The sequence below is a fragment of the Pyrinomonadaceae bacterium genome, assembly GCA_036277115.1.
In the GTDB taxonomy this organism is placed as follows: domain Bacteria; phylum Acidobacteriota; class Blastocatellia; order Pyrinomonadales; family Pyrinomonadaceae; genus UBA11740.
In genome coordinates, this window is the sequence record DASUNM010000024.1 from 497,826 (window position 1) to 521,999 (window position 24,174).

Below are 24,174 nucleotides of genomic sequence, written 5' to 3' on the forward strand. Positions count from 1 at the left end.
TAATTGTGACTTCCTCGGTTTCGCAGTTGAGCCACAGACTATCTCGCTCCTACGGAGCGACAAACTCGGCAAATGCGCATGCTCTACAAACAGGTCGCTCCTACGGAGCGAAACTACATTGTGCCGCGTACTCGGGGCCGAATCCTGCCTATTCGGCTACTCGTCTGCCGTCAACATCCAGGTAGGCGATCGTGAATCCGTTCAGTTCCTTCAACTTCGGTTCGATTACTTTGCGGTCGCCAACAATCAGAATCGCCATTTTGGACGGGTCGAGATACTTGTTCGCTACCCGATTGACGTCCGCCACGGTAACGGCATTAACCTTAGCGATGTAATCGTTGAAGTAACTATCCGGCAGTCCGAACACAACCAGGTTGGACAACTGATTCGAGATTTGGCCCACAGTTTCAAAAGCACCCGGGTAACGCCGAATAATACTCTGCTTATTGTAATCGAGCTCTTTCTGCGTCACCGGAATTGAGCCGCGAATGCCATTGAGTTCCTTCATGAACTCCTGGATGGATTCCCGGGTAACAGCGGTCTGAACGTCGGCCGAGGCGGAAAACGGTCCGGCCCCTCGGCGGAAACTCCACCCGCTGCGCGCGCCGTAGGTGTAACCCTTATCTTCGCGCAGGTTCATGTTTACGCGAGACGAAAACTGTCCGCCCAGAATGGAGTTCATCACCAACAGAGAGAAGTAATCGGGATTGCTCCGATCCACTCCGATCTGACCGATCGTTACCACCGACTGTGCGGCGCCAGGCCTGTCGACGATGTAGATACCAGGTTGCTCAAACCGCGGCGCAGGTGGCACCGAAGTTGCCGTCACCGTGGATGCTTTCCAGGTTTCAAAAGCCTTTTCCAGCTTCGGCATCAACGTCTTCGCATCGGCTTCGCCAGCCACAATCAAGACTGAGTTGTTGGGCCGATAGTAACTGTCATAAAACTTTTGCAGGTCATCTCTGGTGAGCGCCTTGAGCGACTCTTCATCGCCCGCCAACGGTCTGCCATAGGGATGAGTCTTCCCGTAGAGCAAAGAACTGTAAGCGATGTTGGCAATTTGGTTCGCATTGTTCTTGCGCTGCAGAAACTGCACGGCATTCCGGCGACGCTGGACTTCAAACTCGGTTTCCGGGAACGTGGGATTAACCACCACGTCCGAGAAGACTTCCAGAGCTTTGTCCAGATTCCTGGTCAAAGTAAGCAAGCTCACGTTCGACGAATCCCAATCTGATCCGGTGTTAAGCTGCGCGCCGATTGATTGAAGCTGCTTTGAAATCTCAGTCACGGAACGCGTCTTGGTTCCGTCATCCAGAAGAGAGGCCGTCATATTAGCGACGCCGGCCTTCGGGTCAGCAGTACCACCGGTCTTAACCACCAGGTTCATCGACACAATCGGAAGTTCGTTCTGATGAACCAGCCAGACCTCCAGACCGTTTGAAAGTTTGTTTTTCTCGATTTTCGGCAGCACAAGTTTCGGATCGGGACCCGGTTTTGGCAATTTCGAAGAATCCGGCTCCTCCTTCTGCTTGGCAGCGGTTGATGTTGGCGTGTTGGCAGAGTTTTGCGCCACAGATTGCGCCGCGCCCTGTCTGCGAACGTAACTCATTACGAGCTTCTTGTCGGTCAGGTACGTTTGGGCGACCCGTTGAACATCGGCTGCCGTGACCTTGCGAAACTCATCCAGATTCTGCTGGAAGTAGTCGGGACGGCCGCGCATGGTGAAATAGTTATTCATCTGGTCGGCCCGTCCGAAAACGGTTTGTAATGCGTAAACGGCTTGAGACTCGATCTGATTCAAGGCCCGCTCCATCTCTTCCGCGGTCGGTGGTTCTTTCTTGATTCGTTCAATTTCGGCCAGAATTTCTTTCTCGATTTCATCGAGCGATTTTCCCGGACGCGCCGTGGTGGTCACCGAAAAAGATCCCGCGATTTCGCGCGATTGTTGAAAAGCCCCCACTTCCTGGGCCAATTGTTTGCCATACATCAGATTGCTTTGCAGCCGCGAGTTGCGCCCTGAAGACAGCACCGAGCCGAGCATAGAAAGCGCACTGTCGTCTCCGGCAAAGCGAGGAACGGTATGCCAAATCATGTAGAGACGCGGCAGTGGTACGTCGTCTTCCACACTCTTGCGAATCTCAGCGTCGAATTTCGGCGCCGCGGGCTTGGGGCGAACCACAGCCGCACCGCGCGGAATAGGACCAAAGTATTTCTCCACCCAGCCGCGCGCCTTCTTCGTGTCAAAGTCTCCGGCAATCACCAGCGAGGCGTTGTTTGGCACATAGTACTGACGGAAGAAAGCCTTCACGTCCTCCATTGAGGCGGCGGTGAGATCGTCGAGCGAGCCAATCGTGGTCCAATGGTAGGGGTGATCAGCCGGGTACATGATCGCGGCGATCTTTTCCTGGGCCGTTCCGTAAGGCTGATTCTCATAGCTCTGACGTCTTTCATTCTTCACAACGTCGCGCTGGTTGTTGAGCTTTTCCATCGTCATGGCGTCGAGCAGGCCACCCATGCGATCGGCTTCCATAAACAACGCCAGCTCGAGAAAGTTGGACGGGAGAATCTCGTAATAATTCGTCCGGTCGGCGTTGGTTGATCCGTTAATGTTTGCGCCCGCTTCCTGCAACGGTCTGAAATAATCGTCGTTGTAGTTTTTTGAGCCCTGAAACATCATGTGCTCGAACAAATGTGCGAAGCCCGTGCGCCCGCGCACCTCGTTCTTGGAGCCCACGTGATACCAGAGGTCGACCGCTACGATTGGAGTCGACTTATCGACGTGCATGATCACGTTCAGCCCATTGGGCAGAGTGAATTGCTCATATTTGACCGGCGGCAGGTTACCGCCACTCTTTGGTTGGGCCGCAGCCAAACCCGGCAGGACCAGTGAAAGTCCCAGCACAATCGCAAACAATCTCGCTTTTCTCATTTTCTCATTCTCCTTTACAAGCCAGCAGGTCTTACCGCGCACTAGGCAGCGGCAAAAGCTCCATCCATTGCCTCGATTAATTCATCGACATGATCTTTCGTCGAGTTGAGCATCATGCCGGTGCGAATTACATTCCCGTAAAGTCCGCCTTTGCCGACCAGCACGCGACGTTTCTTAGTTTCCTCGAAAACGCGCGCGACAGATTGCGGATCGGGCTCCTTGGTTTCTCGATCTTTGACCAGTTCCACGGCCTGCATCAGCCCCATGCCGCGCACGTCGCCGATCGTCCGGTATTTTTCCTTTAAGCCTTCAAGCTTTTCGCGGAAGTAGCCGCCGACCACCGCGGAATTCTTCTTCAGATCGTCGTCTTCGATCACCTTGATTACAGCGAGCGCCGCTGCGGACGAAACTGGATTGCCGCCGAAGGTTGAGAACGTCAGACCGGGAAACTTATCGGCCACTTCCGGTGTCGCGACCGTGATTCCGATCGGCGTTCCATTGCCGAGACCTTTCGCGGACGTGATGATGTCCGGCTCAACATTCCAGTTTTCAATGCCGAACCATTTGTCGCCGGTGCGTCCCCAGGCCGTTTGCACCTCGTCAGCAATGAAGAGCCCGCCATGCTTGCGCGTGATTTCAACCGCGCGTTCAAAGTAGCCCGGCGGCGGCACGATGAACCCGCCGACTCCGAGAATCGGCTCAGCCATGAAAGCGGCAATCTCGCCGGTCGTCGTCGTCATGATTAGTTCTTCAATGTCATTCGCGCAGGCGAGTCCGCATTCCGGATAGGTAAGCTTGAACGGGCAGCGATAACAATACGGCGCGCGCGCGTGCACAAAACCGCTGACCTGCGGTGGCAGAGGTCGCCAGGTCGAGTGTCCCATCGCAGATAGTGAAGTTGCCGACCTGCCACTGTAAGCGTGACGCAGCACAACGATCTCGTGACGGCCGGTCGCGAGCTTCGCGGCATGCACCGCCGTGTCGTCGGCTTCGGTGCCACTGTTAGTGAAAAAAGATTTCTTCAAGCGGCCCGGCGTAATCTGCGCAAGCTTCTCAGCCAAATCCGACTGCGGCTGGTTGCAGTAAAGCGTTGACGTGTGCGAGATGGTGTTGACTTGATTGATGATGGCTTCGTTCACACGCGGATTTGCGTGACCGACGCTGACCGTGAGCACCCCGCCAAAACAGTCCAGGTACTTCTCGCCCTGGTCGTCCCAAACGTGAGCGCCTTCGCCTTTCACCAGCGCCAGCGGCTCTTCGTAATAAGTCGCGACCGCCGGAAAGAGAAACTCTTTATGTTTGCGGACGGGGTCAGACTGCGACGGTTTTGGTTCTGGAGTGCTCATTATGATCTTCGGTTAGTTACCGCTTTCGAGACAGGGCTTACCGGCAGATTTATCGGCGGCGGCTCGAGCGGCCAGGTTTGCGTCAGCGCCGGGTGCGATCTTGTCCGTGACGCAGGACTTGGAAACCGTAATTTTGGCGACGGCCAAATAGGATGTGATCTTTGTGGAATCTTCGGGGCTGCTGAGGTTGTAGCGGACGATTAGCGCAACAGGTACAACCTTGCCTCGCTGGGTCCTGACGCGCCACTCAGCCTTTTCACCGAGGCTCGAAAAATTAGATCCGACGACGGTCCAAAGATCCAGCGAATGTTTTTGGCCGCCCGGGGTAATGACTTGAATGTTTTGGCGCAGGTCACCCTCTTCGACCTGCAACTTGTAACCGCCGACGCCGGCGCAAATACCAACGTACGAGCCGGCTTCGGATGCGTCAGCTCTGACTGTCCGGCAGCTTTTCTCTCCGAGGTTAGTGTAGACGCTTCGATTCGCTTGCGCCGAGACGCAGACCGCGCAGACTAAAATGCAAAAACCAACTCGTCCCAGATTCATAATTTTCATGTTTGTTACCGTACCTACCTTGTTCCTATCAGCTAATTTGCGCGCGCCGGCGAGCAACTCCCGCCTCTAAACTTTGGCGTTCACACCTGGTCTTGCCTTGCGGTTAGTGAAGGCGGCGGCGACCAGCAAAAGAATCGTCACGGCCATGACAATGTCTTCAATGAAGTAAACGACTGAATAGAAGAAACGTGATGCTGATGTCGACATCCGCATCGGCTCAACGATGCTCGGCAGCCAATACAGAATCAGGGTGTACACCACCATATCCACCAGAGAAATACCCAGCGCTATAACCGTCATCAGCGAGGCGCGCGGATGCAGTCTCCAGCGCATGATGGCGAAGATGATTCCGCCCAGCGCCAAAAGGAGCATTGGCAGTCGGCGCGCAATCCTCGTGAGAAAGTACGAGAAGATATTTTCGCCGGCCGGTAAGACCGCGTAGGCGATGAGCACAACCACGCCAATCACCAGCAACACTGCGATGGTAATAAGCAACGGAACGAGGCTGCGGGTAGGTGCGCCGGGCGCCGCGACCGGCGACGAAATTTTGGGTTCATCAGCGGCGATAACCGGCGGTGAGGCCTCGATCGTTTCGGGCATGTTGTTTTCGGATTCAGACATGACCGCCGTAGGCTCAGGCTCGGATTCCGGCGTGGTCGAGACGAGTTCCGTCCCGTCGTCGAGACAAAACTTCAGCCCGACGTCAGCGTAGACTCGACTGCATGCCGGACATTGGTTCAATGCCATGTGGTTCGTATCGTTGTTGCTACGCACGCCTCTCGCGTGCCGGCAGGCCAGAAGCCTGCGTACCGAGAATTACGGATTAGACTTCCGCTACAGGTTTCGGCGTGCGGCGCATGAAAATAGCGGCCAGCAACAGACCAAACCCAATGGCGGCAGCGCCATTCGAAACCAGGCCAAGAATCAAATAGGTGCGATCGATAACTGTGCGAAAGTCTTCGTAGCTTCCCGAGGATCTAATAACCCAGCGGGGAACTACGTTGTAAACAATCGTGAAGACAACCAAGTGCAGTAATAGGTACCCCAGCGCAATGACCACGACCATCGCGACTCTTGGGTGGTGTTTCCAGCGCGTAATCGCAAAGACAATGCCCGCTATCAACGCCAAAAAAGACGGCAATTGTTCCAGGTAACTCTGAAGCAAATTGAAGAGTTGAGTGGAATCCATACTATTTCTTTAAATCCTTAACTGCTTCGCGGAACGATTTATCTTTCATCAACTCTTTGAATGCCGGATCTCTGCTGATGTCAGGCAGCGACATGCTGCTGGAAGCCACTCCCGGAAACTTGGTGTTCTCAAAGACTTCCTTTTCCTGTTTCATTAAAGGAAAAAGCGTGCGTAAGGTGGCGAGAGTCTTTCCGGTGTCTCCCAGCCTGGCATATGTGCGTGCCAGGTCCATCAGCAGCTCCGTGTTGGTTGGTTCCGCGTGTACTCCGAGTTGAAGGAATTCGACGGCCTTATTCAGCCGGCCCAGCGCCGTGGCAGATTCGGCACCCATGGTCACCAGGTTTCGCCACAAGGTGGCATCAAGGGTGCGCGCCGCTAGTTCCAGACGCACTACAGTTTCCAGAGCCTCTAAAGCGCGGGCATGTTCTTGCTGGAAATGCCATGAGCGACCGACGTGGTAATAGTCGAAGCTGTTGTTTGGCGTTGCGACGTCCACAAATTGGACAGAGTGCAATAGCGAATAGAATTGCTCTTCATCTTCGCGTTCGAAAGCTGTCGCGGTGAGAGTCACCGTCGCGCTCACATCACCTCTCACAAAATACGCTTCCAGGTGGCGCGTGAAACGCGGTCCCAGATAGTTCTCGGTTACGGTTGTGCCGATCACAGTTTTAAGCGGCTGGTTTTGTGTCTTATACGAGGCGACGAGAAACTGATCGTGCTGCGATGTTTTAAGGTCGCGCGGCTGGTGCGTGAGTTTCTTCAACGTGAACGATCGAAGATCGTCGGCGCTCATCCCCTCGACGCCGGGCATGACCCGGACAAACAAGTGACCCGGATTTGCCCGGTCCTTTCGGACTTGCACTGCGAACAGCAAGGCGATGCGGTTCCTGGTGAGACTTTCTACAGGACGAACAAACGAAGGTGTGGGCAAATTCGGTGGTGACTTGTAACTGACGTCAATCGTCGGCAGGACTAATTCTAAGGCCCAATTTTTCTCGGGCACTGAAAGTCTGTACTTCGTTGGCGTCGCAATTGACTGGCAGATAACCGTGGTGGCGGCGCCGCAAGCGGCGAGGATCGTCGCGCAAAGGCCGGCTGCTTTCATCCGCCACAAAAATCTCATCAGTACAAGTTGCCCTCGCGTTTTTGCCCGGTGTAATCCACGTAAACTACTTTCAGTTCGGTATAGAAGTCCAGAGCTGTCGATCCCTGTTCGCGGTCGCCGATGCCCGTGCCTTTGATGCCGCCGAACGGGACGTGAGCTTCGCCGCCCGTCGTCGGCGAGTTGATGTGCGTCATGCCCGTTTCGATCTCATCAACAAAGCGAAAGATGCGCGCGGCATCATTTGTGAAGATCGACGAAGAGAGGCCGAATTCAGTGTCGTTGGCGACCTGCATGGCTTCTTCGAAATCTTTGACGCGCAGCACGCTCAGGACCGGTCCAAAAATTTCTTCCCGAGCAATGCGCATGTCGGGCGTGACGTGATCGAAGACCGTCGGCTGCACGAAATAACCTTTGTCAAGGCCGTTGCCGGTCGCGGGTTCGCCGCCGCAGGTCATTGTCGCGCCGTCTTCACGCCCGATGTTGATGTAGTCGAGCACCGTCTTGAATTGACTCTCGTCAACACTCGGTCCCATTTCGGTCTGCGGATCATTGCCGTGGCCGATGCGCATTGACTGTGCGCGTTTCGTAACCCGCTCGACGAATTCGTCGGCGACTTGATTGACGACGACCGCGCGGCTGGTCGCCGTGCAACGCTGACCGGTTGAGCCGAACGCGCCCTGGGCCGTGTTCTCAACGGCCAGAGCCATGTCGGCATCTTCAAGAATCACCACCGGATTTTTTCCGCCCATCTCGCACTGGCATTTTGCGCCGCGCCGCGAGACCTGTTCGTACATTCGAATACCGACACCATTCGAGCCGGTGAACGAAACGGCTTTTACCGCCGGGTGTCCGATAATTTCATCGCCGGCTTCCGAGCCTGATCCGAGGATAAGATTCAGAACGCCCGGTGGAATTCCTGCCTCCTCGAATAGCTGCACGATGCGAACCGCGGTGCCGGGTGTCAGCGTCGCCGGTTTGAATACGACCGAGTTCCCGGCGACAAGTGCCGGCGCAATTTTCCAGGTGGGAATTGCCACCGGAAAATTCCACGGCGTGACGCACGCGACCACGCCCAATGGCTGCTTAACTGTGTAAACGAAGTTGGACGGTAGCTCGGAAAAAATTGTTTCGCCATTCATCCGGCGCGATTCGCCGGCGCAGAATTCCGCGACGTTGATCGAGCGCTGGAGCTCGCCGCGTGACTCCCCAATAGTCTTACCTTCTTCGCGAGTCAGGAGTTGCGCGAGTTCTTCCTTCGCTTCTTCCATCAAGCGCGCGGCTTTCGCGACGATCTTTCCCCGCGCCGGAGCCGGCGTCCTGCGCCATGATTGAAAGGCATCGGCGGCGGCTTCGACGGCAGCGCGGGCTTCTTCGCGGGCCGCCTGCTTAACGGTGCCGATGACGTCGTCGGTGTTTGCCGGATTGATGTTGTTGACTGATTTCGATGAAGCGGACTCGACCCACTTCCCGTTTATGAAGTTGCGATAAGTTTCCATGAGTGATCGTAAATAGTGAATCGTAAATCGTGAATAGAAAGACAGCTGTTCAGTTTCTATTTACGATTTACCATTTACGATTCACGGCCGGTAAGGTTATGCCTGAAAGCGCGCGCTAATATATCATCGCATCCGCATGAATGACAGCACGCCAAGCGCCGGGCAAAAGCCCGTCGATGAGCCGGAGAATATTGCCGCGCTGCTCGCCGATCGCGTGCAAAACGCGCCGGAAAAAGTGTTCCTGTTTTCGGAGGCCGACGGACGCCAGTTTAGTTACGCGCGCTTCGCTGCGGCAGTTGAACGGGCGGCCGCGATGCTGCAATCACATGGGGTCGCGAAGGGCGACGTCGTCAGTCTCCTGATGCCGAACAGCGCTGAATACATCATCGCGTACTTCGCGTGTTGGAAGCTCGGCGCGCTCGCCGGCCCGGTAAACTCGCTCTTAAAAGATGAAGAGACGCAGTTTGTGATGCATAACTCTGAGGCAAAAGCGGTGCTCGTCTCTTCCGAGTTTCGCGAGCGAATTGAGAACATCAAAGGGGAGTTGCCCCATTTGAAATCAGTGATCACGTTTGATGATGAAGAAGCGGCAACGCGTGGGTGCGCAGGCCTCAGGCCTGCCGGCACGCCCGAGGCCTGCGCTCCCAGCGACGATGCGATCATCATCTACACGTCAGGCACGACCGGAAAACCGAAAGGCTGTCTGCTGACGCACGGCAACCTGATCGCGAACGCGCGGCAAATCAGTGACTGGTTAAGTTTCACCGAAAACGATCGTCTGCTGACGATCATGCCGCTCTTTCATATGAATGCCGTCTCGGTTACGACCATGTCGGCGCTGTACGGCGGCGGCTCGAGCGTAATCAGTCCAAAATTCTCTGCGTCGAAATTCTGGAATGTGATTTCGGATTACCAAATCACTTCGTTCGGTTCAGTGGCGACGATGCTGTCGATGTTACTGAACACCTATCCCCACGGGGTGCCCGCCGAACTGAAAACGGATCAACTTCGGTTTGCGATGTGCGGCTCAGCGCCGGTGCCCGCCGAAGTGATGAAGAAATTTGAAGAGACTTTTAACTGTCCCGTGATCGAAGGTTATGGCTTGTCTGAATCGACCTGCCGATCAACGTTCAATCCACCTGATGAGCGCCGTCGCGCCGGCTCGTGTGGAATGACAATCGGAAATGAAATGAAAGTCGTTGACGAAGAAGACCGAGAAGTCCCAGACGGGGAACTGGGCGAAATCGTGCTGCGCGGTGAAAACATTCTGAAGGGATACTTCAAGAATGCGGAAGCCAATGAACGCGCCTTTCGGGGTGGCTGGTTTCACACCGGAGACGTTGGCTATCGGGACCAGGAGGGATTCTTCTATATCGTTGATCGCAAATCAGACATGATCATTCGCGGCGGTGAGAACATCTATCCGCGCGAGATTGACGAAGTGCTTTACGAACATTCCGCGGTTGCAGCCGCTGCGACAATCGGCGTGCCCGACCCGCTCTACGGGGAAGAGGTTGCGGCCTTTATCGTGCTTAAGAACGGAACGGAAGTAACCGAAGAGCAAGTGATCGATTACTGCAAATCCAAGCTCGCGGACTATAAATGCCCGAAGACAGTTCGCTTTGTCGAAGACATTCCGAAAGGGCCGACGGGTAAGCTCTTGAAGCGTGTCCTCGTCGAACAATTTCAAAAGTAGACGAAGCTGTTAATAGGCTGGACTTAGGCGAGCGTAAAAACAAGAAAGGCGACGTAAGCACGTCGCCTTTCTCGTTCAAACATGGATGCGGCATTAGACTTCTCTGACTTCTGTAAGTCTTATGTCGGCATGCTTCTTCGGCTGAGCTCGGTCAATAATCCAGGCGCCCAGCAACCAAAGCCCACACACGCCGACCATCACAATGGAAAACCACTGGCCGTAGAGTCCGTCGGGTGAAAATTTCTCAGTCGCCGTATGAATTGCTTCGCTGTTTGGCAGGACGCCGGCTTCGGAAAATTCGTGGAAGGTATAGATACCAACCTGAATCATGAACAGCACGAGGAAGATGGCGGTGACCTGAAAGAACCGGCGCACGTTAATCAAATGCCCAAAGCGCGCCCACGCCAGGGCCATCCCGATCGTAGCGATTAATCCGAGCGCCGCTCCCCAAATCAAACGCGGGCTGCGCACCTGCAAAAGCATCAGCGCGGTTTCCATTCCTTCGCGGCTGATCATCAGCACGGTGAACAGAAAAATTCCCGCGAAAGCCATCCATCCGGGGCGAACCGAAACCTTGCCCAGGCGATGCTCCATTCGCTCTTTCAAGTTCGCGCCCGTTCTCCACATGTAAATGACGAGCGACATCACCATGAGGATGGCGGCAAGTCCGAGCACTCCTTCACGCAGCGCTTCGTTCGCGAAGAAGCCAGCCACGCTCGGGCCTACCCATTGCTCCATTAATTCCGGGTCTCCTGTCTGCATGCGGTAGAGCAGGTAACCGAGTGCCGCGCTGATGGCGAGCCCCACGCCGATGGCCGAGTAAACGGCCGGCGAGAGTTGCGGACGACCCGATTTTTTCAGATACGAAAAGATAACGGCCACGAGCAGGAATGACTCGAACCCTTCGCGAAGTACGATGATGAATGACTGAAGCACGACAGAATCCTTTGCGTGATGCAGAGTCGGCTGCGACCGGGACCGCAAATTGCCTCAGCAGTATTGCTCAAGTTGAAAATGATTGTCAATTTCTAGGAATGAGGCACCGAGCCCGCGAAGCGGGCGAAAGAGATTGTTGCAGCAGGTTCATGAGGGTGGGGATTGCAGCTTCAAAGCCTGCTAACTCAGGGGGCTTATCGGTCGCCGCTCCGCGGCTCCAAACAATTTTGCGCATCCGCTACCCAAGGCTCGCAAAGCCTCGCCTTGGGCTTAACTACCTCCGCCGCTCCGCAGCTTGCTGTCGTATTGGACGCCCTAACCACTCTTGAGCAAAGCTGGATAGAAGCAGTTGAGTTAGCGACGGCACGGGAATAGAATCCGTCCCGTGCGAAAGCTGAACACCATTATCTACGGGCTCTTTGGGGTGCTCGCGATGGTTTACGGCTTCGGGGCGTTAATCCGTCCGCAAGCCATTGTCCCCGAGGCCGCTCAGTTTCCAATTTCTCATCTCGTTCGAGAGCAGGGAGCCCTAGGAGTTTTTCTGGGTCTGATGTCCGTGTGGTGCATCTTCAACGAAGATCGCCGCACCGCGGTGCATTACTTCCTCACGCTGTTCGCGTTCCTGCTCGCCGCGATTCATTGGTTGGATTTTTTTAACGGACACTTGTCGTGGAAAAGTCCGCTGTACAACACAGTGCCGTTTTTGATCCTGTTGCTGATGGCGGTCGTTAATCGGGTGGCCGCGAAGATCTAACCTACTTGGATTCGGATTTAGAAGCGTCGAGAAACTCGCGAATCACTTGTTGCTCCTTTTTGTCTTTAATCCGCCCAAAGAGTTTCGTTCCAAGCCGGGTAATAGTCTCCGCCTTGTCAAAAGGTAATTCGTCATACATTTTTCCGCCCGGAAAGTGACAGGGCTGACACCGCGCCTGGAGAATTGGCTTAATCGTCTTGTCAAAATTAGCAGTCGAATCTTCTGCGGTTGAAATAGCCGACTGCGTAAATGCGGAAGTGCGTGAGTGCGATGCTTTCAGCAGGAGACACACGCCGGCGACGAAGGCGACAAACGCGAAGAGCAGCAACACCCTGTTACGCACGACGGAATGTTACTCCGATAATCGGAGGTGAGGATGTTAAATGTTGTGAAGAATGGGATGGCCAACCCTACTTTTCTGGCTGACTCACAATCCCACGTCGTCGATCGCGTGGCGCCGGTTTGGGCGCTTTAGTGAACGGCTTCGTTTTGAGTTCATCCATCATCTGTTTGATCGCGGCGTCCAATTGCGGTTCAACTCCCGCGACCAATTTCGATGGGTCGTTAATGACGGTAATATCAGGGTCCAGGCCGTGGCCTTCGATCAGCCAGGTACCGTCCTCTTCATAAAATGGAGCGTTTGGAATGTTGAAGTAGCCGCCATCGAGCAGGCTCGGGTTTCCATTCAGACCGACGAAAAGTCCTCCGGTTCTGGTACCAATGATTTTCCCGACGCCGAACTTGCGAAAGATGTACGCAAAATTCTCCCCGGCTGACACCGACATGCCGCTCGCCAGCACGCACTTTGGACCGCGGTGGACGCGAGCCGGAAATGCGCGATCCTTACTGAAGCGGCCTCCCAGGTAACTGAAGACGCGCGGATCCATTAGTTTGTTAAGCATGTCGGGCAGCCAGCCTCCGTGGCTCCATCGAATATCGATGATCAACGCTTCTTTATCGGTCTGTGAATAGTACTGGGTGACAAACGAATTCAATCCAATCGCGTCGAAAGCGGGCAGATGCATGTACCCAACACGACCGCCGGTCTTTCTTGCGATGTACGAGCGATTCGCTTCGATCCAGGACTGATAGCGAAACGAAATTTCGGCCGGCGAGGGTTTTACGACCACGTGTCTCGCGGTCGAATCCATTACCGGCTTATCACTTATCGTCAGCGTCGTGTCAGTGCCACCCATTCCGACAAGGGCTGCCCAGGGATCTTTCGCCGTATCGACCGGCTTACTGTTAACGGCCAGCAAGTAATCCCCAGGCTTGATCATGATGCCCGGTTGGCTAAGTGGTCCGCGTGTGTTTGTGTCCCAGGCCGCGCCTTCGTGAATCCTGGTAATTCTGTACGCGCCGCGATCAAGCTCGAAATCCGCCGCCAGCATGCCCGGCGAAACTCTCGGCGTTTGTTCTACATCGCCGCCACCGCCGTAGGCGTGACTGACACTTAGTTCGCCAATCATCTCGCTCAGCACGAAGTTAACGTCTTCGCGCGTCATGGAGGCATCCACCATGGCCAAATATCGCCGGCGCATCAGCGGCCAGTCGATCCCGTGCATCTTCTCGTCGTAGAAGTAGTCGCGAATCAGTCGCCAATGATCGTTGAATATCTGTCGCCATTCGGCGCGGCGGTCGATCTCGACGTTCATTCCGGCAAGAGAAACTTGTTTGAGCGATATCGGATTCGAAGCAGTGTCGGCGACGCTCACGGTTCCGCCCGTGAAAACCAGAGCGTGACGGCCATCCTGCGCCAACTTGAAACTGCTGGCCCCTTCTGCGACCACTGTCTCTTTCTGCGTTTTCAAATCGAATGTCTTAAGCGCGCGCGTGGACCCGACCTTAATCTGGATGTAGAGCGGATTTCCCTCACTCCTAATCGCCATACCGTCCAGGCCCCAGCCTTCGATGGGTAACTTGATGGCGCGTGCTTCAATTCCTTCAAGGTCAATGAGCGGGTTCCCAGAAGATTGATTGTTTGCGCGGTCAGGGAGGAGGGGCGAAGGAATCGTCTTTCGAAGCGGAACTGCAACCAGAGTATCTTCATTCGGATAGATGAACTGACGCATTGCGAAGCTGAAGGTCGGCCCAGAGTAATTCCGCGTGCTTAAGAAGAAGAGATAGTTGCCCGCCCGGTCGAACCTAGGGGTGTTGTCGTCGAAGGCCCCTTTAGTGACCTGATGTGTCGAGCGCCGGTCGACGTCGTAGAGCCAAATCGAGCGAAGCGGCTTTTCACCCAGCTTGTTATAGACCAGCCAGGACGAGTCGGGAGACCAGTTGACCTGCGGTTCGGAGCCCCATTCGTCCATGTCAACTCGGCGGGTTTCATTGCTGGCAATCGTATGAATAAAGATCGTGTTGGTGTAATCGGTAAATGCGATGCGGTTCGAATCCGGCGACCAAACTGGATTCGACTTGAACCCTAAACCGGTTCGTGACAGTTGGCGTGGGCCTGAAGATCCGTCCGCGCTGATGGCGTAGAGTTCGTATTCCCCGGTAGCGTCAGAGAAATAAGCTATCGATTTTCCATCGGGACTCCACACCGGGTCGCGTTCAAACGCGCCACTTGTCGCCGTCAGATTGCGTGGCGAACCGTTCGCCACGGGGACGACCCAAACATCACCACGCGCACTCACGGCCACCCGATCGCCGTGGGGAGAGATGCTGCCGCCATTGAGGAGTTTGCTCGCATCTACATTCGCCGGCTTGACCCGACGCTGCTCTTCAGAAATCCGGACTTCCAATACACGTGATTGGCGCGTGCCGAGGTCCAGGAGATAAAGCTCAGGGCCATACTGGAAAACTATTTCGCCTTGATCGTTTTGACCCGGGCCGATTGAAGGATTCCTGACGTCGTATTCGTCAAAACGCGTGACCTGACTTCGCGCGCCTGTCTTGATGTTGTATTCCCAGATATTCAGGCGGCTTTCCGGCCCGGCATCGGAGACATAATAGAGGACGTCCCCGCGCCACATGGGCTTCGTATCGGTACCTTCCCAATTTGTGACTTGGCGCGATTCGTTTGTTCGCAGATTGAACAACCAGATATCGAGGGCCATGCCGCCGCGATAGTGTTTCCAGTTGTCGTTCAGAGTGTTCGGCCAGTTAGGCGTGTAAGCCACCATTTCACCATCAGCGCTGATCGCGGCTTCGGCTCCGTAGGGCACGGCCAGCCGCTTAGGTAATCCGCCGGTGGCGGGCACGGTAAACAACTGCATCGCAAGGTTAACGAACGAAAGACTGTTCGTGTAAAAGAGAAGTTTTCCGTCGGGAGTCCACTGGGTTACCGCTTCTCCCGTGGGCAGGTGCGTGACTCTGGTCGGGGCGCCGCCGGCAATGGGCATGGTGTAAATCTCAAAATTGCCCTCCAGGTTGCCACCGAAGGCAACGCTTTTTCCGTCCGGGCTGAACAGCACATTGTTTTTCATTCCGGGAGCGTCGGTCAGCGGAACTGCGACACCGCCTGCCCTGGGCGCGCACCAGACATCATTCGCGAAGACGAACGCGACATGAGTGCGGCTGATCGCTGGATACTGTTTCAGCACTGTCTGCGGAGTCTGAGTGGAAACGGAGTTGTCGGTGACCCTCAACGCAGTTCGGGAGGGAACCGACTCGTTTTGGCCAGCTGAATCAGTTTCAATTGTTTGGTTTTGAGCCCGGACGCCGGCTGACAAGATCATAGCGGAGGCGCAAATCAGGTTGATGAGTCTTCTTAAAGGCATGTTGTGAATCCACTTTGTCAGAGTATTGCGCTTGGGGAGTTAGCCGAGAAGCTATCACCATCCCAGGCGCAAAAATAGAACGGATTTAACTTTTAGCCGGCGAGGAGTCTTCGGTAGGTTGATGGGCTGACGCCCATGATCTGTTTGAAAGACCGCGTGAAATGGCTCTGATCTGCGAAGCCGCAAGTCGTCGCGATTTCCGTGAGCGTCAAATTTCTGCGCGGCATCAGTTCGAGTGAACGTTCGACGCGAATGTTCCGCACATACTCACCAAGCGTGCAGTGGAAATAGCGAGAGAAACTTCTCGAGAGATGCACGGGATGAACTGCCAGCTCACGTGACAGCTTCTCGAGCGAAAGTTTTTCCGCGTAGTCGAAGCTCAGAATCTCTTCCAACCTTTTGACCCACGTTGGTCGCGCGAACCGTTCCCTGCGGTCGTTGAAAAGTAATTGCCCGAGAATCTCTAACGACAGGCTTTGCACTGAGGTAGCGGAAAGATCGTCCGAAATGACAGCTTCGCTAAAAAGTCTATAGCAGGCAACTTTGGCCTGTGGATTCCGAATGCTGAAGATGCCGTCCAGTTTGCTGCTGGTCGCGCCGATGGTCTTCAGATAGTCCTGATGAAAATCGACATGCAGACAGCGGGCGCATCCGGCTAACTTCGCGTTGTAGTGCGGCTCGAAAGCGCCATGAAAAAGTAGCTCACCCGGGGAACACTGGTAGACCTGTTGCTTCGTGCCTTCGATCACGGCTCCGCGCAAGATGAAGGTCAGGTGAGGATTCTCGTGATAGTGCCAGCCGACCCGCGTTCCCAAGTCGTCGTCTATGTTAACGACTGCGAGAGTGACCGCGGGGAGTTCGAAACATCTCTGTACTCCGAAATGATCAGCGGCTTGCCGTGATGAATCCATAAGCTTCAAATTAAGTCTAGAGTAAGGTCGCAATCCGACAGCATTCACTTCGATTCAACCCGCCTGACCAATTCGGCAAAGCGCGGATCGTCGCGTAATGAATCGAGACCCGGGTCGCCGTTGAGTTGAGAAATCGCTAACGAACGATTCTCCACGGCTTCATTTAAATAGCGGAATGACTGGTCGCGCTGATTCAACATCGCTGACAAAACCGCCTTACTGTAGGCGCTGGAGACGCCACCTTCAACTTTGAGAACTTCGAAGTACCTGAGTAGAACGCTTTGCCAGCCACTCTTTGCAAATGAGCTTTCGTAGCTTCTAAGCACTTCGGCTTTCGTTCCGATCAACCGCTGAAAGGTCATAAAAGATTCGTAAGCGCGCGGTTGATCACCTTTCATGTGATACGAACGCCAGAGAGTGCTGTAGGCCGCGGGACGGTTTGAATCCATTTCGATTACGCGCTGCATCTGGGTTATTGCCTCATCGTAGCGGCGGGCGAAGTACAGAGTTCGCCCGTAGTGAATCTGATGAAAAAGGGAATTGGGATTAATGTCAACGGCAGTCTTGATTCTGGCAATCGCTTCATCCGCGCGTCCCCATCCGGCTAAACGATTGGCATACCACCGATGAACGACATCTGCATTCGGATCGATCTGAATTGCTCGAACGAAGTGCTTTTCACTGTCCGAAAAATCCCAATCATAGTCAGCTCTAATGATGCCGAGCACGCCGTAAGCCTCACCAAGATTCGCGTCGAGCTCAAAGGCCCTCTGAATCGCAGGCTTGGCTTGGGCAAACTGAGCATCCGGCGAACTGCCGCCGTTATGCGCGTAAGCGCAATGAGCGCGAGCCTTGCCGGCCCAGGCTTTGGCATAATTCGAATCAAGTGACAGGGCCGCGTCAAAAAGTTCGATTGCGCGTTTTGAATCGGCGGCGCTTTCTTTGTCTATCAAATACATTCCTTGCATATAAAGCAGATAAGCTTCTTGATTGCTGGTTCCGCGCTTTGCCGCTTCGCTACTCGAGGTAGTTGCGAACCGCGCTTGCAAGAAATTTCCAACGTCGCCTGCAATTGCGTCCTGCATCGCGAAAACGTTGCGCGCGTCTTTTTCGCTTTTATACGTATCTTCGATCTGCCCGGTGGCAACGTTGAAGAGCTGCGACGTAATCCGGATTTTTCCGTCAGCCAATTGGTAATTGGAGGCGAGAACATAATCGACTTGCTGCTCTTTACCGGCCGCAACCGGGTCTTGATTGATATCCGCGTATTTGCGCGTCGCGTTCAAGGGCCGCACCACGAATCCTTTTATTGAACTGAGCCGGTGAATCAGGGAATCCGCAATCCCGATTTCGTAAAGCTCGTCGCGGCGGCCCGTGCTGATCGGTTTTAACGGGAGAACCGCGATTGAGCTGGTGGCTGTCCGCGCGGGCGTACCTCGTGTTCGAAAGAACATGAAGTACACGGCGGCGGCCAGAAGCAAAGGCACAGCTATGAAGAGAGCCAGGCGCAATGCCCGGCGTCGTGTGGCCTTTGTTGCCGGCACTGGAACCGTGCTCGACGACGCCGTTACACCGGCGGATTCAGAAGGAGTTACTTCGCGTGCGTCGGTGACGGGCACTAATGAATGATCAACTGTCGGAATCTGCGGTGCCGTTTCGACTTTCACAGCGCCGCCCGCACCGGCGTCTACTTCTCTCACGTCCGCGACGAAGCGATACCCGAGCCCGGGAATGGTGGCGATGTAGTGACTCTCCTGACGGCTATCGCCAAGAGACTTTCTTAAGGCGCTAATATTTTGGTTGAGGTTATTTTCCTCGACCACCGCGTCGGGCCAGACCCTTTCCATCAAGTCGTCCTTCTCAATGGTAGTCCCGCTCTGCTGGACAAGTACTAGAAGTGTGTCGAAAGCCTTTGGTGTAAGCGGAATCAAGTCACCATTGCGCAGCAGACGGCGCTTTGCGGGGTCGAGCCGGAACGGACCGAATTCGTATAAGTGCGTTTCTTTGCCCAACTTTGCCGCTTTCAGAAACTCTTTCAGAAGAATTCAGGCGATTTCTAAGGACGTTCCAACCGCCGCCGGGGTAGTTTGCTGCTCCCCCAATCCCGACAAGTCGAAAACTTTAACCGCGGTTTTGAAGAGGCCAACTGCACTCATTGTAGTCCGCGATATTTGGCGGGGGCAATCGCCGCAGATCGAGACGGGGAGGAAGCGCCAGATGAAGAGACTTATCTACGCACTGTTAGTAACGCTGAGCTTGTTACTTCAGACACCAACGCCGGCCCAAGACGGGATTGAGTCGGTGGTAACTGAAAAGGTACCGATTCGCGGACAAGAGCCCTACAAAAACCTGGCATTAGAACTAGTGGCGCTCCCTTCCAAGCGCTCGTCCGCCACCCAGCGAGGAACCACGACGCGCGAGCGGGTAAAGAAGCACCGCGAGGAAACCAAAAAACATTTTGACAAACTCCGCGAGCGCCACACTCCGCACGACAACGTCAACGGGTCACTCGTGGGCAATCTGTTTCAAGAAAAAAGCGGAGCGAACGCGAAGACGCGGACGGCACAAGAGCAGCAGACAGATAGCGATGCGGGAAGCGCCTTCAAGGAAAAGAAGACCCGGTATGACGAAATCACCGGCGAGCGCTTGAAATGCAAGACTGACGGGAACAAGGGGCTCAACCTTCGCATGGTTCGGGATTACGATGATGAAACCGATGGGACGCTCGACCACCGGGAAGTCTCCACCGTCGCCTACGACGAGGATTGCAATCTCATAGAGCGCAGCTTCCATAGCGACTTAGACGTCGATGGAGTCATCGACAGGCGGGAATTCCACTACTCGGATACCTACACTTACGACCGGCGCGGAAACCTCGTTCGGCATGTCAGCGATTTCGCTGGCTCCTACATTGCCCGCACTGTGTTTCAAGCCTCATATGATGCCAAGGACCGGCTCGTGGAAGAAGATTACGAGACTGACAACAATATGGACGGAACGATCGACCAGCGATCACGGTCTTTCTATACCTACGACGCCCGCGGCAATCTCGTGAGTATGGTGTCCGAGTTCAAGGACGGCAACGGCCGTCGCGACTATCAAAGCACGGTTAAATATTTCTACGACGAACAGGACAGACGCGTGCGCGGCACCGGCGATTACGATGACGGCGCCGATGGCACGATCGATGCGCAAGCCCTCCTTAATATTTCATACGACGATACCCTCAACGTAGTGCGCCTGGTGTTGGAGTGGGACGACCCTTTCGATGGCGTGATGGACTCCCGTGAAATGACCAGTACCACATACGACAGCCGGGGTGAGGTCGTGCGTTTTGAGTGGTCAATCGATTACGACGGGGACGGCGTGAACGAGTTCCACACGATTGAGAATGTCTCGTATGACCGGCGAGGTGAAGTCGTGCGATACGAAACTGCAGTCGACTGGGACGGCGACGGCGTAACTGATAACCATAGTATTGGCACTAACACTTATGACGATAAGGGCAGGCTCATTAGGGTCACGGACGACCTCAAATCCCCTGACTTCAAGTTCTCTCAAGTTGGCACTCTCTCCTACGACGTCAGAGGCAATCTCGTGCGATATGCCGAAGAGGTCGACAGTGAGTCTGAAGATAGTGTGGATGGCATCGACTCTCGCAGGGTCATCACCTGGGTCTACGACAACAAAAACCAGCAACTCCAAAGTGTCGAGGACACGGAGGATTTTTATCCGAATCACCCGCCCTTCCGTAATCGTGACACGCTAACCTGGGAATATGACGGCAAGGGCAATGTAGTGCGAACAGTCGACGAAAGCGATGCGGAGATCAACGGTGTGATCAACTCGCGTCTGACCGTTGTCGCTGACTACAACGAGCGGGGACGCGTGCTGCGTGCCGTGGAAGATCACGAAGATTATTTCAATGACGGCAGGCTCTACGGGACCTACCGCGTCACCTACACTTACCAGTACTAAAGCCACGCGGGCAGTCAACACAGGATAGCGACAAGAGCTTCGCGAGCATAGGAGGAACGGCGATGAATAAGACACGATCCGCACGATGGTTCAGGCCCATTGCGGTAATTACATCTCTGGCCCTGACGCTGGTGGCGATGATCAACGCAGGCGTGGACGCTCAGGCGCCACGCCCTGCGCTATCTGTCCTGACGGAACACCGCGACGACGTTGTGCGGCGCCTTCCGTCTCTGTCCGAAGCTAAGCTGGCTGCCGCCAAAGAGAATTCGGCGCGCTCTCCACTACACGCCGTGCCGGGCGCGACCCAAAAACCCGCGACACCCAACTTGTCGTGTGCGGCCGACACCGCCAATCCGCTCAGCAGCCTCGTAGCGGAAGAAGACAATCCTGTAGCACGTGCCCTGGAAGGCTTCGTGCTGCGTGATAAACATGGTAGACGCACGCGGCCCTGGCGCGCCCTGAAACGCGCTGAGCAAGAGAAGCGAGGTACGGTTGTTCATCGTCCGCTCCTTGTTTTTCTGGAAACACCAACCCACCGGCAGGATTTCAACAAACCCTGGTATGGGCCAGTGCGTTTCGATCGTCCGGGTTTTCCCACCACCAAGGAAGCGATTGCAGAACAGGTCTTCGGGAAAAACTTTGACCATCGCGATCCCGCGTCAGTCGCCGGATTCTACTTTCGTGAATCCGGTGGAAAGCTCGTCATCAAAGGCGATGCCAGCAGTATTCACACCGTCCTCGTGCCACACATGACCTTTGACTCGGCGCCGATGGTTGAGGCGATCCTTCAGCAAGTTGATCCGATTGTTGATTTCACCAAGCGCGCAGATGAGTTTGGTTGGGCGGACCCGATCTTCATCATGACTCCCTACTCGTTTGTCCTGGACTACTACGACTATTGGACCATGGGTGAAGGGCACACATACCGAGGTTATGGGCCAACGGTCTACGACAAGGCGCCCGCCATCACCAACGATAAGTTCCCGGACGGTTCTCACGCGGCAATCGCGACAGTGGCGATCAGCATGGTTGGACTCCACTTCGGAGCTAGCCAAGCTCCCTGGCACGCATGGTTTGGCCTCCCCGAAGACCAGACGCGCGATGACGATGTGGCGTTGTATGCCCACGAGTACGGCCATAACCTCGGCCTCAGCCACATGATGACGAGTGATTTTGCCCAGTCTCCCGGAGAGTCCGGCCGGTTCAATGTAATTGGGAGAATGTCGCCCTCCACTTTGAATCGCTGGTATGGGAGCGGCTTCGCGACGACTATTATGAATTACTCCTATGGGTCGGGAGGTGGGCCAGATTTGGTGCCGCGTGGATCACAACAGGCCGCCGGCCTCGATCCGATGAACCGAAGCAAACTCGGTTGGGGGAACGTCGTCGAAGTCACGCTCACCGAAGATAACGGCCGCGCCGGCCCGCGTGAACTCGCGCCGGGCGACGAGCGTCGCATTGACCTCGTCGAGCATCTGGGTCACGGTCCTAACGATCCGAAGCCCGAGATCCTCAAGGTGAACCTCCCGCCACAGCGGGTCAGCCTTTTTCCGCAGCGTGACGCTGCAGGCAACCCGTCAGGGTATTGGCGCCCCGGTCCGGAAACACGCCGCATGGTTTGGTCAGGACGACCATGGGGCGGCAGTCGCATGATGGAAACCAGCCTGGAGATACCGGCGGACCTCGACCAGCCGGTCCTTACCTTTTGGACAAAATACGGTCTTCACGGCAACCGGGGTCTCTACCCTCCTGGGTATGATTTCGGCTGGATCCAGATCTCAACGGATGACGGTAACAGTTGGACCTCTTTGGCCGGTCAGACCACTAACACGTATGTTCAGCCTGAGCGCGCGGGATATCACTACTTTGGCGAAGATCTTGGAGCCCCAGCCCTCACTGGCGACAGTCGCCAGTTTGGTCCAAACGGCTGGATTCTCGAGCGCGTCCCATTGCCCCTCCCGCCCAGTGCGAAGTTTCGTCTGCGCTTCAACTTTAATGGCTACGGGCTTTCAGGTATCAACCCGTCCCAGGACTTTGGTTGGTGGATCGATGACGTCTACCTTGGTACGCCGGCCCAACCCACGAAGCACTTAGTCAGCGATTTCGAGGGAGAAGACGTTCGCCGTTGGCAGGGTCTGCTCACCGAGTTCAATCAGGGGGCCGGCTTTGTGGTTGTCGAGCAGACCTCACCGTTTCCCCAGGCTTATTTCTTTGAACTGCGAGGTAACAATACACACGACGAAATTGCGTTTAAGGAGCAGCATCCGAAAGAACTTAACGGCTATCTGGACGTGGCCACCTACACATACAGCGATGGCGTCGTTGGATACTTCGCCAATCAGTACGCCACGTTTTGGGCTCACCCTGAAATCTACACGGGAAGTGCAACGCATGAGCAGGTTCCGATAGAACGGTTGTTACGCGGCAACGTTTCTTATCCGTACGGTGCGGGGGTGATCCAGCTGAACTATGTTGATTTCGGTGGAGCGTTCGCGGCCGCATCCGATCCCAACTCGGGAGTTACGCTCGATGACGTGGTGTTCTTGTTCACATTGCCGCACGAGTCTTTCGGCTTGGCCGATCGCGACTACGGTTGGGGTTTCGCGTATCCCATAATCGGGGAGAATCCCGTACCGAGCGCGGTCACGCTCCTCGATGCGACGCCTACCTATCGGCCGCCGGAGGTGACGCCCGCATCACCCGAAACGCCGTTTCCCGAAAGACCATCGTCTCTGTGGCCCTATGTCAAAGGCTCGCCTGGGGGTTGGCCAAAGACAGCCGGACATGGCCCGCTGGGATTAAGTGATCCAACAACCACAACCGTATTAGGCCAGCCTTTCCTTGCACGTGACGCCGCGTTTCATCCGCAAGCGAACGCACGCTTCGATGATCGAGGGAATTACCCCGGCAGTTTCGCAACCGAATTCAATAACTGGCATCGACAGCCAACCCACGCTGCTTTTGCTTCGACCGTGCGGTCGGAACGCTTTAAGTCGCTTTTGGCGGGGACGGTTCCGGTGTCAGAGACCGAGTCGATCGATTACTACTATGAGCAGTATTGCCCGCAGAACGCCTCGGGATCTTGTGTCGCTCCTGATCAGGCCGTGCAACGACCGTGGATCGAGCAGATCCTTTACGAGCGTCTGGCGTTCATGAGTTTTCTGATTAACATCGGGTCGTGCCCGCGACCGCCGAACCCTCAGGTCTTTACGATCGAAACTAAGCCAGCATGGGATGCGATGTACGCATGCTTCGTGAATGCCGCCGACGGTGCACACACTCGCACGAACCAACTCCTCGAGGTAGCTCGAAACCTCGGTCACAACCCGCGCTACGCATGGCTCAACTCCTTTGGCAATCAGGGAACGCTAAGCCCTGGCCTCTGGACTGAGTTCTATCTCGACGCTTGGGCGCGGGCGAAGGGACCTGAGCCGGTGCCGTCGTTTGGTTTTTCTATGGAGGTCGAACGCATCACGAAAGCCGGCACACCAGAAGCGACTCTCAAGCTTCGACGCTCAACGACAAATTAGGGGCGGCACCATTGGAAATGGAAG

General features: G+C 55.3%; 16 protein-coding genes. 4 read left to right on the plus strand and 12 right to left on the minus strand.

Annotation, left to right across the window (positions count from 1 at the left end):
- Nucleotides 1-148 precede the first annotated feature (148 nt).
- The 7 genes from VFX97_15665 to VFX97_15695 all read right to left on the minus strand — a co-directional run bounded on the left by VFX97_15665 (nt 149) and on the right by VFX97_15695 (nt 8,620).
- The gene (locus VFX97_15665; protein ID HEX5704639.1) at nt 149-2,929 is read right to left on the minus strand and encodes a pitrilysin family protein; all 2,781 of its coding nucleotides are present in this window, start codon (nt 2,927-2,929) and stop codon (nt 149-151) included.
- 41 nt (nt 2,930-2,970) lie between these two features.
- Nucleotides 2,971-4,275 carry an aspartate aminotransferase family protein gene (locus tag VFX97_15670; GenBank protein HEX5704640.1) on the minus strand — a complete coding sequence of 435 codons (1,305 nt, stop codon included), beginning with the start codon at nt 4,273-4,275 and terminating at the stop codon, nt 2,971-2,973.
- A gap of 12 nt (nt 4,276-4,287) precedes the next feature.
- A complete protein-coding gene (locus VFX97_15675; protein ID HEX5704641.1) occupies nt 4,288-4,830 on the minus strand; it encodes a hypothetical protein in 543 nt (180 codons plus the stop codon).
- Between the two features lie 66 nt (nt 4,831-4,896).
- Nucleotides 4,897-5,577 (minus strand): hypothetical protein, encoded by a 681-nt coding sequence (locus VFX97_15680; protein ID HEX5704642.1) that lies wholly within the window; start codon nt 5,575-5,577, stop codon nt 4,897-4,899.
- Nucleotides 5,578-5,653: 76 nt separating this feature from the next.
- Nucleotides 5,654-6,019, minus strand: coding sequence for a hypothetical protein (locus VFX97_15685; GenBank protein ID HEX5704643.1), 366 nt, complete (start codon nt 6,017-6,019; stop codon nt 5,654-5,656).
- A gap of 1 nt (nt 6,020) precedes the next feature.
- Nucleotides 6,021-7,124, minus strand: a complete 1,104-nt coding sequence (locus tag VFX97_15690; GenBank protein HEX5704644.1) for a tetratricopeptide repeat protein — start codon at nt 7,122-7,124, stop codon at nt 6,021-6,023.
- A 17-nt stretch (nt 7,125-7,141) separates the two neighbouring features.
- Entirely contained in the window at nt 7,142-8,620 is a 1,479-nt protein-coding gene (locus VFX97_15695; protein HEX5704645.1) for an aldehyde dehydrogenase family protein, read from the minus strand.
- Between the two features lie 136 nt (nt 8,621-8,756).
- Between VFX97_15695 and VFX97_15700 the strand changes: the two genes are divergently transcribed.
- Nucleotides 8,757-10,316, plus strand: a complete 1,560-nt coding sequence (locus VFX97_15700; GenBank protein ID HEX5704646.1) for a long-chain-fatty-acid--CoA ligase — start codon at nt 8,757-8,759, stop codon at nt 10,314-10,316.
- 93 nt (nt 10,317-10,409) lie between these two features.
- Here VFX97_15700 and VFX97_15705 read toward each other — a convergent pair whose 3' ends face one another.
- Complete coding sequence (locus VFX97_15705) at nt 10,410-11,300, minus strand: FTR1 family protein (GenBank protein ID HEX5704647.1); 891 nt, start codon at nt 11,298-11,300, stop codon at nt 10,410-10,412.
- A gap of 337 nt (nt 11,301-11,637) precedes the next feature.
- On the opposite strand from VFX97_15705, the gene VFX97_15710 reads away from it, so the two are divergent.
- Nucleotides 11,638-12,006 carry a DUF4345 family protein gene (locus VFX97_15710; GenBank protein HEX5704648.1) on the plus strand — a complete coding sequence of 123 codons (369 nt, stop codon included), beginning with the start codon at nt 11,638-11,640 and terminating at the stop codon, nt 12,004-12,006.
- Between the two features lies 1 nt (nt 12,007).
- Here VFX97_15710 and VFX97_15715 read toward each other — a convergent pair whose 3' ends face one another.
- From VFX97_15715 to VFX97_15730, 4 genes are all read right to left on the minus strand, one after another.
- Nucleotides 12,008-12,349 (minus strand): hypothetical protein, encoded by a 342-nt coding sequence (locus VFX97_15715; protein HEX5704649.1) that lies wholly within the window; start codon nt 12,347-12,349, stop codon nt 12,008-12,010.
- A 67-nt stretch (nt 12,350-12,416) separates the two neighbouring features.
- Entirely contained in the window at nt 12,417-15,731 is a 3,315-nt protein-coding gene (locus VFX97_15720) for a PDZ domain-containing protein (protein HEX5704650.1), read from the minus strand.
- A 92-nt stretch (nt 15,732-15,823) separates the two neighbouring features.
- Nucleotides 15,824-16,642 carry a helix-turn-helix transcriptional regulator gene (locus tag VFX97_15725; GenBank protein ID HEX5704651.1) on the minus strand — a complete coding sequence of 273 codons (819 nt, stop codon included), beginning with the start codon at nt 16,640-16,642 and terminating at the stop codon, nt 15,824-15,826.
- Between the two features lie 44 nt (nt 16,643-16,686).
- Complete coding sequence (locus VFX97_15730) at nt 16,687-18,654, minus strand: winged helix-turn-helix domain-containing protein (protein ID HEX5704652.1); 1,968 nt, start codon at nt 18,652-18,654, stop codon at nt 16,687-16,689.
- A 205-nt stretch (nt 18,655-18,859) separates the two neighbouring features.
- On the opposite strand from VFX97_15730, the gene VFX97_15735 reads away from it, so the two are divergent.
- A complete protein-coding gene (locus VFX97_15735; protein HEX5704653.1) occupies nt 18,860-20,620 on the plus strand; it encodes a hypothetical protein in 1,761 nt (586 codons plus the stop codon).
- Nucleotides 20,621-20,682: 62 nt separating this feature from the next.
- Nucleotides 20,683-24,150 (plus strand): hypothetical protein, encoded by a 3,468-nt coding sequence (locus VFX97_15740; GenBank protein HEX5704654.1) that lies wholly within the window; start codon nt 20,683-20,685, stop codon nt 24,148-24,150.
- Nucleotides 24,151-24,174: the final 24 nt, after the last annotated feature.